This is a genomic window from Streptomyces ipomoeae 91-03, assembly GCF_000317595.1.
Taxonomy (GTDB): Bacteria; Actinomycetota; Actinomycetes; order Streptomycetales; family Streptomycetaceae; genus Streptomyces; species Streptomyces ipomoeae.
Genome location: NZ_AEJC01000006.1, coordinates 1 through 13,212, shown reverse-complemented (window position 1 = coordinate 13,212; position 13,212 = coordinate 1). Strand labels below are relative to the sequence as shown.

General features: G+C 70.9%; 10 protein-coding genes. 5 read left to right on the top strand and 5 right to left on the bottom strand.

The features are described 5' to 3' along the window. Positions 1-13: 13 nt before the first annotated feature. Positions 14-2,314: a sigma-70 family RNA polymerase sigma factor gene (locus tag STRIP9103_RS45110; protein ID WP_009293301.1), complete on the bottom strand. Its 2,301-nt coding sequence runs from the start codon at positions 2,312-2,314 to the stop codon at positions 14-16. Between the two features lie 246 nt (positions 2,315-2,560). Here STRIP9103_RS45110 and STRIP9103_RS00270 point away from each other — a divergent pair, with 246 nt between their 5' ends. From STRIP9103_RS00270 to STRIP9103_RS00260, 3 genes are read left to right on the top strand one after another with little or no spacing between them, the layout of a single operon-like run. Then, on the top strand, positions 2,561-2,974 hold the full coding sequence (locus STRIP9103_RS00270) for an SsgA family sporulation/cell division regulator (protein ID WP_009293295.1): 414 nt from the start codon (positions 2,561-2,563) through the stop codon (positions 2,972-2,974). Between the two features lie 60 nt (positions 2,975-3,034). Further along, complete coding sequence (locus STRIP9103_RS00265; RefSeq protein ID WP_078613748.1) at positions 3,035-4,207, top strand: permease; 1,173 nt, start codon at positions 3,035-3,037, stop codon at positions 4,205-4,207. Beyond that, on the top strand, positions 4,204-4,995 hold the full coding sequence (locus STRIP9103_RS00260; protein ID WP_009293293.1) for a TIGR03943 family putative permease subunit: 792 nt from the start codon (positions 4,204-4,206) through the stop codon (positions 4,993-4,995). Before STRIP9103_RS00265 ends, STRIP9103_RS00260 begins: the two co-directional genes overlap by 4 nt. On the opposite strand, the gene STRIP9103_RS00255 is transcribed toward STRIP9103_RS00260, so the two are convergent. The 3 genes from STRIP9103_RS00255 to STRIP9103_RS00245 all read right to left on the bottom strand — a co-directional run bounded on the left by STRIP9103_RS00255 (position 4,962) and on the right by STRIP9103_RS00245 (position 9,381). Continuing rightward, complete coding sequence (locus tag STRIP9103_RS00255) at positions 4,962-7,253, bottom strand: NACHT domain-containing protein (RefSeq protein WP_009293283.1); 2,292 nt, start codon at positions 7,251-7,253, stop codon at positions 4,962-4,964. The genes STRIP9103_RS00260 and STRIP9103_RS00255 overlap by 34 nt on opposite strands. Next, on the bottom strand, positions 7,250-7,567 hold the full coding sequence (locus STRIP9103_RS00250) for a hypothetical protein (RefSeq protein WP_009293300.1): 318 nt from the start codon (positions 7,565-7,567) through the stop codon (positions 7,250-7,252). Before STRIP9103_RS00250 ends, STRIP9103_RS00255 begins: the two co-directional genes overlap by 4 nt. Positions 7,568-7,698: 131 nt before the next feature. Further along, positions 7,699-9,381, bottom strand: a complete 1,683-nt coding sequence (locus STRIP9103_RS00245) for a M4 family metallopeptidase (RefSeq protein WP_009293297.1) — start codon at positions 9,379-9,381, stop codon at positions 7,699-7,701. A gap of 175 nt (positions 9,382-9,556) precedes the next feature. Here STRIP9103_RS00245 and STRIP9103_RS00240 point away from each other — a divergent pair, with 175 nt between their 5' ends. Further along, on the top strand, positions 9,557-10,021 hold the full coding sequence (locus tag STRIP9103_RS00240) for a gamma-glutamylcyclotransferase family protein (RefSeq protein ID WP_048819440.1): 465 nt from the start codon (positions 9,557-9,559) through the stop codon (positions 10,019-10,021). On the opposite strand, the gene STRIP9103_RS00235 is transcribed toward STRIP9103_RS00240, so the two are convergent. Further along, a complete protein-coding gene (locus tag STRIP9103_RS00235) occupies positions 10,018-12,297 on the bottom strand; it encodes a glycoside hydrolase family 36 protein (RefSeq protein WP_048819439.1) in 2,280 nt (759 codons plus the stop codon). The genes STRIP9103_RS00240 and STRIP9103_RS00235 overlap by 4 nt on opposite strands. 225 nt (positions 12,298-12,522) lie before the next feature. On the opposite strand from STRIP9103_RS00235, the gene STRIP9103_RS00230 reads away from it, so the two are divergent. Further along, positions 12,523-12,990 carry a GAF domain-containing protein gene (locus tag STRIP9103_RS00230; protein ID WP_009293285.1) on the top strand — a complete coding sequence of 156 codons (468 nt, stop codon included), beginning with the start codon at positions 12,523-12,525 and terminating at the stop codon, positions 12,988-12,990. The last annotated feature ends 222 nt before the right edge of the window (positions 12,991-13,212 follow it).

The following is a 13,212-nucleotide window of genomic DNA, read 5'->3' as shown; positions in this document are numbered from 1 at the left end:
CCACCCCACCGCCTCAGTCCTCGCAACCGCCCCCGGGACCCCCAGGCGTCGGCTGCGGCGCGGGCGGCTCGACGGGCTCCGGGGTGTCCGGTGCCGGAGTTGCGGGCGCCTCGGGGGTCTCGGTGCCTGGTGCATCTGCGCCGGGGGCGTTGGTGTCCGGCGTTTCCGTTCCTGGGGTGTCAGGGGCCTCGATCCCGGGGGTATCGGTGTCCGGCGTCTCCGGTCCAGGGACGCCGGTCTCCGGGTAACCGGTGTCAGGGGCCTCGGTGTCGGGTGTTTCCGTGCCGGGGTTGTCGGTGGGCGGCGTTTCGGTCGCGGGGCTGTCGGTCTCCGGGTAATCGCTGCCAGGGGCCTCGCCGCCCGGCGCTCCCGTCCCCGGCTCATCGGCCCCCGGGTAACCGCCGCCGGGCTCCTCCGCGCCCGGCCCTTCAACCCCGGGTTCTTCTGCCCCCGGCTGTTCCGCACCTGGCTGCTCCGCCCCCGGCGTCTCCGCCTCAGGCGTGTCGGTTCCCGGTGTGTCGGTTCCCGGTGTATCGGTCGCGGGCTTCTCCTCGTGCCCGTCCCACGGATTGTCCCCGTTGCCGTTGCCGGGCTTGTCGCCGTCCCCGGGCTCGTGCCCCTCGTCCTTCCCGCCCGTCCCGTTCGAAGGCCCATCCGAGTCGGAGCCCGGCCCGCTGGTGTCCGGCCCCGTGCTGTCCGGCGGGGTGTCGTTCCGCGGCGGGGTTTCCTCGTGCGGAGGGGTGTCCTCCTGCGGCGACGAGTCGTCCTGGGGCGGCGGCGTGTCACCGTCCGCCGGAACCTCGGCGGGCGACTCGGCGGGCGACTCGGCGGACCCGTCGCCGCCCTCGTCGTCCCTCGCCTGATTCACAACGCTGTCGCCGCCGGCCTCACCGGTGCCGCCGCCGACGTCGGCCGAGACGACGGGCCCGGTGTCCGACCGCCCGGGCCCACCCCGCTGTGGCATGGCCTCGGCATCCGTCGTGGCGTCCCGGTGCTCGGTCACCTTGGCGGCGGGCGCGTCCGGCAGTCCAGGCACCGGCGCCTGAGCGACCGGCGTCCGCTGCGGCGGAACGGTCACCGGATCGAGCGTGCCGAGAATGATGCCGGCCGCGACGGCGGCGGCAGCGACGGCCGTGCCGACCGCGACCGCAGTGCTCGGCTTGACCTTCGCCCCACCGCCGGCCAACTGCCGCACCGCATGCGGCAACTGCCCACCACCGTGCCCACCGGCCGCACCCGACGCACCAGCCGCACCAGCCGCACCGGCGCCCCCGGCGGTACCCGACACGCCGGCCGCCCCCGAAGCGCCAGCCGACGAACCGGTAGCACCAGCGCCCCCGGCGCCCCCCGACACGCCGGCCGCGCTTGAAGCACCTGCCGTACCCGAAGCACCCACCGCACCCGACGCCCCCGAAGCACCCGCGGACGAACCGACAGCACCAGAACCCCCGGCGCCCCCCGACACGCCCGCCGCCCCCGCAGCCAACGACGCCAGCAGCTTCCCCGCGCCGCCCCCGAGTGCGAACACCAACAACGCGGGACCGACGAACGCCGGCAGTCGGTCATTCGTGCGCATCAGGACCGCGAGCCGCGCCCGGCAGTCCTCGCACTCGTCCACATGGCTGAGCAGTTGCTCGGACTGCCGCGGGGTCGCGGTCCCGCGTACGTACGCCGGCATACGACCCCAACGCACCTGGCACGCCGGATCGATCGGCGCCCCCGGCTGCTCCCGCAGAAACGCCTGCCGCATCCCCTCACGCGCCCGGTGCAACAACACCGCCGTCGCGCCCTGCTTCGCGCCGATGCGCTGCCCGACCGTCTCCAGCGGCTGGCCCTCCGCCTCGGCGAGCCACAGCGCCTGCACCCACCGCTCGGGCAACTGCCCCAGCACCCGCACCAACAGGTCGACGGAGGAAACCTGTTCGGCGGGATCGGCAGGGTCGTCCGCCTGGAGGCCCACGCCCGCGCCGGATTCGACGCGTTCGACGATCGTCAGATCCTGCGGCGTCTCACGCGCCGCGCTCCCGACGGTCGCCGCGAGATGCCGCACCGTCGTCATCAGATACGCCGGTACGTTCTCGATCTCGTGCCCCGCCGACAGCCGCCGCCACACCCGGAAGTGCGCCTCGGCGACGAGGTCCTCCGCGGCCCAGGCGTTCCTGGTCAGGGAGCGCGCGTACGCGACCAGGCGCGGATGCTGTTCCTCGTAGATCCGGGTGTACGCCGCGGTGGCGGACGCGGACATGGAACCGGGCGAACCGGGCGCGGACCCCTGGGCGGGTATGGCGGGCACCGTGTCGTGGCCGTCGGTCATGGCAGGAAGGCTCTCTTCGCCTACTGATGGGACGAGCATGATTTTGTATGTAGAGATGACAAAAATCTCAAGCAATCACGCAAGGTGACACACGTCACAGTGGGTAACTTCGAAAGCGGCGTAATACCAAGGCCCTTGGCGCGGTCGAGGGGGTGAGTCGGCTCAACCGGCCGACCACCCACCCGAAATGCCCATTCCCGGGGTGTCCGAGTGCTCGAACACGCCGCAACCAACCGGAGACCGCCCATGTGCCCCACCCTCGAACAGCCCACCCGCGCCCGCCTGGTCACTCCCGACTACCAGGAGGTCCAGATCCGCGCCACCCTCCGCTACACCCCCGCCGACCCGTTCGCCGTGCACATCGACTTCCCGGCGTCCGCCTCGGTCGACGACACGCACGTCACGTGGACATTCGCCCGCGCACTCCTGGAAGAGGGGCTGACCACCCCGGCCGGCATCGGCGACGTACATCTCTGGCCCTGCGGCCCGTTCCACACCGTCGTCGAACTCCGCTCCCCGCACGGCATGGCCATGATCCGCTTCGACACACCCTCCCTGCGCCGCTTCCTGCGCCGCTCGTACGCCGTCGTCGAGCCCGGCGGCGAGAACCTGGAGCCGTTCCTCGACGCGGGCCTCACATCCCTGCTGGGCGGGGTCTGAGCCGGCCACCCGGAGCGCCCCGCTATGTTCGACCCGATCATCCGACTGTTCGGAGTGGGCATGCAGAGGACAGACGAACCGGCCGAGGAAACGACGGCGGCGAACACAACGAAAGGGGAGACACCCGAAGCCGAAGCCGAAGGCGGAGCCAAGGCGGGACCCGACCCCCATCCCGCAGCCGACCCCGGACGCGCACCCGCCCCCGGCCTCGGCGTCGACCCGGACCCCGCCCCCGCCCCCGGCCTCGGCGTCGACCCGGACCCGTCCCCCGCCCACACCTGGCCCCGTCGCTGGCCCCTGCTGCTCCTCGCCGCCGCCGTCGTCCCCGGCGCGGCCCTCTTCCTCGTCGGCCGGGGGATGAACGACCCGGCCCTGAACGCCTGGCGGACGGTCTGCCTCTCCATCACCGTCCAGGCGCTGCCGTTCCTGCTGCTGGGCACGGCCCTGTCCGGTGCCATCAACGCGTTCGTGCCGGCCCGGGTGTTCAGCCGGGTGCTGCCGCGGAAGCCCGCGCTGGCGGTCCCGGTGGCGGGCGCGGCGGGGGTCGTACTGCCCGGCTGCGAATGCGCGTCCGTACCCGTCGCCAACAGCCTGATACGCCGGGGCGTCAACCCGGCCGCCGCCTTCGCGTTCCTGCTCTCGGCCCCCGCCATCAACCCGATCGTCCTGACCGCGACGGCCGTCGCCTTCCCCGGCAGCCCGGAGATGGTGCTGGCCCGGCTACTCGCCTCGCTCCTCACGGCCGCCGCGATGGGCTGGCTGTGGCTCTGGCTGGGCCGGGAGGAATGGCTCAAACCCGCCGTGCGACACACCGGGCACGAGCCCGGACGGAACCGCTGGACGGAGTTCCGGCTCGGCTTCCAGCACGACTTCCTGCACGCGGGCGGCTTCCTGGTCGTCGGCGCCATGGCCGCGGCCACCTTCAACGTGGCGGTCCCGCGCACCGTACTCGACACGGTCGCCGACTCACCCTGGCTGTCGGTCCTGTTCCTCGCCGCGCTCGCCATCCTCCTCTCCGTGTGCTCCGAGGCCGACGCGTTCGTCGCCGCGTCCCTGTCCGGCTTCTCCCCCCTCGCCCGGCTGACGTTCATGGTGGTCGGCCCGATGGTCGACCTGAAGCTGATCGCCCTCCAGACGGGCACCTTCGGCCGCTCCTTCGCGATGCGCTTCTCCACCGCGACCACCCTCGTAGCCATCCTGTGCAGCGTCCTGATCGGAGCCGTCCTGCTGTGAAACGCCCCCTGCAGTCCCTGCTCCTGCTCCTCAGCGGCCTGGGCCTCCTCCACGCGACCCTCCTCACCGACCTCTACCTCACGTACGTCAAACCGGGCATGCGCCCCCTGCTGATCGCATCGGGGGTACTGCTGCTCGCCCTGGCGGCGGCGGAGGCCCGTTCGCTGTGGAGAACGAGTGCCGGAAACGACGGCGGGCAGGAAGCCGACAGCGAACCCCACGCCCATGAGCCGGGCAACGACCACGACCACAGCCACGACCACTCCACCCCACCCCGCGTGGCCTGGCTGCTCTTCCTCCCCGCCCTGAGCCTCCTCGTCTACGCCCCACCGGCCATCGGCGCGTACACGGCGGCCCGCGAGGACGCCAAGGTCATGGCCGTCAAGGAACAGGACGACTTCGAACCGCTCCCCAAGACGTCACCGCTCCCGATGACCCTCACCGACTTCACCACCCGCGTACAGCAGGACCGCGAGCAGGCGATCAAGGGACGTGAGATCGAGATGACCGGTTACGTCACGCCCGACAGGCAGGGCACCGGCGGCGGCTGGTATCTGACCCGTACGATCTTCAGCTGCTGCGCGGCGGACGCCCAGTTCGTGAAGGTACGCGTCCACGGCACCCCGTCCCCGCCCGCCGACACCTGGGTCACGATCACCGGCACCTGGCACCCCGAAGGCACCCTGGGCACCAAGAGCGCCCGGGCCGCCCTGGACGTCCGCACCGTCGAGAAGACCGACCGCCCGTCCAACGGCTACACGGACGCGCTCCCGCTCCCGGGTTCCTGACCCCGTACGGGCTCCGTTCCCTCGCGGGCTTCGTCGTAGCCCCCGTGGACCTGGCTCAGGTGATCCCGGAGCCGCGCGTGGCGGAACTGGTAGACGGGGCCGACCTGGCGCAGTACCCCTCGCCGGTGGGCGTCGTCCAGGAAGGCGTGCACTGCCGACGGCAACCGCCCTGTCAGTGGCAGCCAGACGCGGACCAGGACCACCCATCGGCCCCAAGCGGTCAAGGTGCAGAAGCCGAACCCGACCGTGATCCCGGCCGCGATGCCGGACGCGATGCCGGGTACGAGGCCGTTGAAGAACCAGACCGTGATGCCGAAACCGACCCCGATCACGAGCCCGACGGCGAGCATTTGAGTGAGTACGGTCGTGCGGTTCGTGTGCAGCAGCTTCAACGGGCGGACGGAACGTTCTTCCTCGATGACGGCAACGGCCTCCAGCCCGGCCCCGAGGGCGAGGGTGAGTCCCACCCCGAGCCCGAGTCCGATCCCGGCCACGAGCCAGTTCCCGAAAACCAGCACGACAGCCAGCCCGCGACAGCCGTGGAGAACGGCATACACCGCGAGACCGAGGCCGAACACGACTCCGAACACGAGGCCCCCCGCGAGCCCGCCGCGCACTCTGGGAAGGAAGTTCTCCCGCACCTTCTTCGTCCCGCCGCGGAGCCGGATCTGCATGCGCGACGGCTCGAACACGGGGCTGCCGGCCTTGAGCCGCGTGGCGAATCCGTGCATCAGCCCGAAGGTCAGCCCGATCCCCAGCGCGTTCAGGGGAACCTCGACGACTCCCTCCCTGAGCCACCCCGCCGGCCCGGCCACGAGCCCGATCGTCAACCCCTGTACGAGAGCGACCGCGAGCCCCGATACGACCCCGATCGCGAGCATTCGCGCGGCGAGACTCATGCTGGTTCCGAGCCGCCACCACTCGATGTCATGGGTACGGAGTCGTCTCACATCCGCGGCGAGATGGCCGAGCCAGTGCTGGGCACGATCGGGGTCCCAACGCCGGTGCTCCGCCGCGGACCGATTCCGATCGTTGAGGAAACGTGCGTAGGCGGTCGGGACGAACTTGTCCAGGAGATGGTGTTCAAGGTCCTTCCGCGTGCTGAACTTCTCGTGCTCCAGCAACTCCGCCGGTTCGCCGCCGGATTCGTAGACGGCGCGGGCGAGGGTGACCATCAGCGGGCTCGTCAGCACGGCGGCGAGATGGGCGCAGGCCGGGTCCGCTTCCGGTTCCGGCGCCCGGGAATGGCGGCGCAACTCGTTCAGGACGTACTCCCACCCGGCCGCGGCGGTGGTGTCCGTGCCCGTGCCGTCGGACAGGGACGTCTTGGCGGCGGGCCGCAGGTAGTGGTCGACGTCGTCCAGGGTGAGGTGGGTCAGTTCGATACCGGTGGCGGCGGGGGCGACGTCGCTTTTCTTCACGGCATCCATGAGTTCGTCGCGGCGACTGGTCACCAGCAACGGCAGGGAGCTGGCGTTGAAGGCCCGCAGTGCGGATTTCCGCAGGCTCATGGCCATCTCGTCGAACCCGTCCAGGATCGGCAGGACGTAGTCCGCGTCGACCAGCGCCGCGGCCCACGTCGACCCGTCGGGGCCGACGTCGGCCAGAGCCAGGTGGTCCCGCTCCAACTGGTCGATCATCCAGTCCCGTAGCGAGCTGGTCTCGGGATTCCACGACCCGAGACTGAAGATCACGGATACGGGCCCTTTGTCGGCGTCGGCGGGCGCCTTCCTGCGCGCGTCCAACAGCTCCCGCGCGAAACGCACCATCAGAATGGACTTCCCCGAGCCCGCCTGTCCCAGGACCATGAGCCAACCGGACTCGGCCCGCCTGCGGACATCCTCGAACGCGTCCAGCGGGCCGGCCAGATCCAGCCGGGCAGCACCGTTCGCCTCGGCCGGTTCCCCGGACGCCGGCCGCCAGCGCACGGGCAGTGGACCCCGATCCCATATCCGCTGCTGTTCCTCCTCACGCCGCAGGCGGCCGTAGATGCGCTGCGCGAGCAGATCGGCCTTGTCGGCCAGTGCGACCTCGACGGAGCCACGCGGGCCGCGAACCGCCTGCACGAGCCGGTCGATCAGCCTCCCCAGCGTTTCGTCGGCGGGAGCCCTTCTGGCGAAGAACATATTGACGGCGATGTCACCGGTGATGGCGACACCTATGTCGCCCTCGCTCCTGATCGACCGTTCGCCGCCGCTCGGCCGCTCCGGGGTGTGCTCGGCGGGATCCGGTCCCCGGGGGTTGGGTCCGACGGTCACCGGAGCGGGGTGCCCGTCGCGCCGGCGCCGGTCGGGTTCGTCAAGCCGGCGCCGGTCGAAACGGTCCCGAACCCGTCCCCGTACTCCGCGAGAACCTCACCCACGGCCCGAGCACCCACCTCGGCCAGCACATGCCCCTTGTCCCGGTAGTAGTGCACGGCCACCAGCCCGAAGCCCAACGCCCACCCCTGTCCGGGCCGCCCCTTCCCGAGCGGCAGACCCGACCGCTCGGGAAACTGGTCCGCGATCAACCACGCGACAAGCGCCTCGTCGATGTCGAACTCGTCGGCGTGCAGCTTCCCGTCGGGCGACATGGATCTCCCTATGTTTCGGGGGTGGGGCTCCGCGCGTCCCGTGGCTGTGGGGACAGCCGCGGAGCGTAGCCACGCCCGCCGCCCCACAGCCACGGAATTACCGGAGCCCACGACTCTCGGGCTCGGGCACGTCAGCCCACGGAGACCGCGCTCCAGGCCGCCGCCACCGCGTTGTACTCGGTGCTTCCCGAGCCGTAGAGGTCGCGGGCCGCGTTCAGGGTCGCCGTGCGGGCGCCCGCGTAGTTCGTGGACGAGGTCATGTAGACGGTCAGGGCGCGGTACCAGACGGCGCCGAGCTTGTCCTTGCCGATGCCGGTCACGGTGGAGCCGTCGCACGTGGTGCTGGAGTGCTGGACGCCGCCGATGGTCTTCGTGCCGCTGCCCTCGGCCAGCAGATAGGCGAAGTGGTTGGCGACGCCGGACGAGTAGTGGACGTCGAGGTTGCCGACCGAACCGCTCCAGCAGTCGGCCGAGTTGCCGTCCTTGCTGGGCTGGTCCATGTACCGGAGCGCGGGCTCACCGAAGCCGGACCGGACGATCTTCTCGCCGACCAGCCAGTCACCGGGGTCGGAGGCATTGGCCGCGTAGAACTCGACCAGCGTGCCGAAGATGTCGGACGTCGCCTCGTTGAGGCCGCCGGACTCACCCGAGTACGTCAGGTCGGCCGTCGCCGAGGTGACGCCGTGGGACATCTCGTGGCCCGCCACATCCAGCGAGACCAGCGGTCCGAACGTCGTCCCGTCACCGTCGCCGTACGTCATGCAGAAGCAACTGTCGTCCCAGAAGGCGTTGTTGTAGTTGCTGCCGTAGTGGACGCGGTTGTAGGAGCCCCGCCCGTCCCCGGCGATGCCGTTGCGGCCGTGGACGTTCTTGTAGTAGTCCCAGGTGGTGTCGGTGCCGTACTGCGCGTCGACGGCCGCGGTGGCGCGGTCGGCGGTCGCGCCCGTGCCCCAGTGGTTGTCGGCGTCCGTGAAGACGGTCGACGGGGCACGGCGGATGCAGATGCCGAGGAAACAGAGGTCCGTCTGGTTCGCGGCGTCACCGGTGTACGTGTTGCCGCGGGTCGGGTCCTTGAGCTGGTACGTCGCCCCGGACAGGGTCGTCTCCAGCGGAACCGTGCCGCCGTAGAGCGACCGGCCGTCCCCGCTCGCGGTCTCCAACGCGTCCCACGCGTCGATCTGCTTCCCCGTGGCGGCGTCGGTGACGACCGTACGGGCGACCGGGTTGCCGGCGCCGTCCTGCGCCACCACATTCGTCTGCCAGGCCAGCTTCGGAGCGCCGTGCAGGGCATCCACGACCAGCCGCGGCTTGGACGTCACCTGGCGCAGTGTCTCCCCGACGTTCGCGGCACGCAGCGCGCCGGCCGCGATGTCGGCCGCCTTGGGCGCCTTGACGGCCGGGACGATCGTGGGGACGGTGATCTCGCGGACCGTGGCCCGGTCGGCACTCCGATACCCGCCGTCGGGAGCCAGATGGACGACGAAGTCGCCGCCCAGTACGGGGAGTTGGCGGTACGTCCGGTCGTAGCGGACGTGCTGCGCCCCGTCCGCGTCCACGATCACGTCCCGCACGGCCGTGTCCTGCGCGGAGGTCAGCCCCAGACTCGCGGCCCGCTCCCGCAGCACCTCGGCGGCGTTCGCGATCGCCGCGCTCCGGGTCGGCCTGTCGGCCGCCTGCGCGGTCGGGGTGAGTGCCGCCGCCAGCAGGGCGGCTGCCGCGGCGGCGGTGCCGGTGGCGGCGAGGCGCGGGCTTCGGGCGAAGCGCGGGCGTCGGAGGGCGGTGTGCGGGCTTCGGAGATGCCGTATCCGGCTCATCTGTCTCCCAGGGACGGTGGTTGGACGACCACTGATGTCCGGCAGATTTAAGTGAGCATGACAGGTCGTGTCCAGAGTGCCTGTGGTGGGAGCCGTGTGAGGGGTGAGAATCGTTTCCGCGAAGGTCCCTCCGGGGTCCGCCGCGTCTCGCCGCCGCGCGGCACGACCGGAAAGGATGCGAGAACAAGTGCTCCCCTTCTTCGTCTACGGCACCCTCCGCCCCGGCGAACCCAACCACGACGTCTTCCTCCGGGGCCGCACGAGCGCCGAGGTGCCCGCGCGGATGCGCGGGGTGGTCCTGTACGACGGGCCCGGGTATCCGTATGCGGTGGAGCACAGCGGGCGGTCGGAAGCGGGCGGGGCGGAGGCGGGGCCCGGTGGGGGAGAGGCGGTGGTGAGCGGGGAACTGGTCACCGCGCGGGCCGAGGAGTACGAGGAACTGCTGCGCGCCCTCGACCGGCTGGAGGACTACGCGCCGGGCGACCCGGCCAACCTCTACGAGCGAGTCGAACGCACGGCCGTCCTCAGCGACGACACGCCCGTACGGGCCTGGGTGTACATCGCCGCCCCGGCCGTCGCCGTCCGGCTGCGGGCAGGGGGGAAGCTGATCGGGGGTGGGGATTGGCGGGCCCGTGTCTAGGCACTGCGTGCGGCAGGGCCGGTGTGGCTGGTCGCGCCGTTCCCCGCGCCCCTGAGGGGAGCGGGGAACGCGGTCAGGCGTAGCAACAGGATCGCCGGGGCTTCGGGCAACCTCACCCGCAGCTCGGAACCGTCCCACTCCGCCGAACCTGTCGCCCCCGTCGCACCAACCCCCTCCGCGGTCTCCGCCGTACCGGACGGCCCCGCACCCGGCCGTCGCGGATGCAGCACCTCCACTCGCACCTCACGCCCACGGCCACCAGCCTCCCCACCCCCCAAATGCGGGATCGGGAACGACCGTTCGGCGTCGTCGCCACCCCGCCGCCACACGGTGATGTACACCGCGCCCTCCCCATCCACACCCGGCTGCCGCAGCCCCGATACCACCCAGTCATCGGTCCAGCCGGGCAGGCCGAGGGGCCAGAAGGGGACGGAGGAGCGCAGGTCGGGCCGGATCGACTTGTAGGTGTCCAAGGCATCCCGCACCAACCCCCTCTGCCGGTCCGTCATCCGGTCCAGATGGCCGGAGAGGTGGATGCGGCCGAGCAGGGCGGAGCCGAGGGTGAAGGCGATCTCCGCGTCCGTGTAGGTGGGCTGGGGGTAGGCCCAGACGGCGCTCTGCTCGGGTGGGACGGCGGTGGGGGCGGAGGCGGCGATGGGTGGGTAGCGCAGGGGGTCCTGTTGGTCGGACGTGGACTGGAGCTGGGCCACGGCGAGGGAGGCGCCGTCCATGCGCATACCGCCGGAGGCGCAGTTCTCGACGACCAGCCCGGGATGACGGTCGAGCACCGACGACAACCAGGACAGCCAGGCCCGGGCGTGCGCGAGGTGCCCCGGCACGGAGGTCGTGATGTTGTAGTCGAGCTTCAGATAGCCCACACCCCACTCGCCGACGATCCGGTCGACCGTCTTGTCGAGGTGCGTCCGGGCCGCCGGATGGGTCAGGTCCAGCTGATGACGGCCCTGTTCGGTCACCCGGGTCCCGTCCGCGTACCGCAGGAAGGCCTCGTCCGGCAGCTCCCGGGCAAGCGGACTGCGCACCCCGACGACCTCCGGCTCCAGCCACAACCCGGGCACCATCCCCCGCTCCCGGATCCGATCGAGCACGACCCGGAGACCACCCACACCAGGCTCGTCGCCGTCGCCGGGAAACCGCCGAGCGGATGGCAACCACTCCCCGACGCTGTCCCACCACCCCCCGTCCCCCTCATCGTACCACCCGGCGTCCACACAGAAGTACTCCGCACCCACGTCCGCCGCGGCGTCGATCAGGGGCAGCAGCTTCTCCGCCGTAGGGTCGCCCATCAACGTGTTCATGTAGTCGTTGAAGACGACCGGAAGCCGCTCGTGATCCTCGTGCGGACGACGGACAACCCGCCGATACGAGGTGAGCGCGGCCACCGCCCCGTCGAAGCACGTACCGAGGGCCAGAGCGACCCACTCACTCGCGAACTCCCCACCCGGCTCCAGCACTTGACGCCACTGATGCTCGTCATGGGTCGGTCCGCCGAGCGCGAGACACGTCCGTCCCCCCGACTCACCGGCCTCCCAGACCCAACTCGACGCCGACTCGATCTGCCACACCCAACTGCGCGAGTCCGTACGGTGCTGCAGCGCGCCCATCGCCAGATGCCCGTCCGTCGGCCAACTACCGTGCCCGGCGAGGCGCTTGGCCGCGTGCCCGGTGTGCCCGTGCGCCTCCCGATTGATGTCGGGCACGGAATCCCGGAGCGGCTCCACGCCCCAACGGCACTCGGCGCCCCAGTCATTGCGAGCCGTGAACACGAACAGCTCGTCGGGCGAAGGAAATCCCCCGACGAGCAGACTCCGCACCGAACGCAAGATGACCGATTCCCCACCGTCATTGCGCACCCGGACCCTGGATCTCAGCACCGAGACCCCGTCCGGGGAGGCGTAGTCGGCGAACACGGTCAACCCACTCCCCGGATCCCGCAGCTCGAACGTCAGCCGATGCCAACCGTCGCCGTACGTGGAATGGTGCGCGCGGTATCTCAGCCGCCGCCCGAGCGCCGTGCCCGCGAAACGCGGCCCCGACCAGCCGGTGCCGTCGCCGAGCAGCACCAGGTCGACCAACGGTAGCGAGGGTTCCGACTTGGCCTCCTCCGGCCCGGGTTCGGGATCACCGGGACGCCGTACGCACAACAGTCGCGGGACGTCTCCGCTCAGGTCGAAGTCGACGGTGAGCCCGGTATGCCCCCAGCTGTACGTGAGGCTCCACGGAAACGAGTTGGCCCACTGGTGGCTGTCGTGCGGCATACGGTCCCCCGGCTCGGCTGTGCTCCGAATCCCCCAGGTGTTCACGGCGGGCTGTGAGCCGACTGTCCCCACTCCTTTGTGAAGCGCCGCGATCATCACAGGATGTCTACGCGAATAAGTGTATGAACATTCAAGAGCTTGAGGTATTGATGTTGCTCAAGGAAGCGCCGCACGACAGCGCGTCCGCACACAGCACGATCACAGCACGAGGAGCCCACCCCCCACATGAACTCCGAAGCCCTGAACGAGACCGTACTGAAGAACGCCCGCCCCGAAGTCGACGAGTGGCTCGCCGAGTTCGTCGAGCGGAACGGCGGTTTCGTCGGCTCCGTCCACCTCTCCGAGCCCGCCGAAGAGGGTGAGATCGTCCTCGTCGCCTCGTACAACCTTCCGGTCTCCGTACGCAACGGCACCGCGATCATCCCCATCGGCAAGGGCATAGCCGGCACGGCCGCCCGGCGCCGCGAGGCCGTCGCCATCTCCGACTTCCAGAGCGACACCACCGGCGTAGCCGTCCCCGGCGGCCGAGCCGCCGGCTCCAAGGGCTCCCTCACCCTCCCCGTCTTCGCTCCCGACGACGACACCAAGCTCATCGCCGTAGTGGGCCTGGGCTTCCCCGAACACCGAGACTTCACGCCCGAGGAAATAACCAAGTACAGCACCGACGCGACAACGCTACTGACCATCGCCTGATCCACCGCCCACCCCGAACCGGCCGAAGAGCAACAACGCTCCTGGTCACCCGGCGTAGATGAGCGCCACGACTGCCCGCACCAAGGACGGGCACGACTGCCCACACCCGGCACGGTCATGGGAACGGCGGTCCGGCCGCAAGACGGCGGAAGGGGCCGTGCCGGTGCGTCAAGCCCGTCGCGTAGAGAAACACAGAAAGGTCAAACCCCCCACACCCCGGGC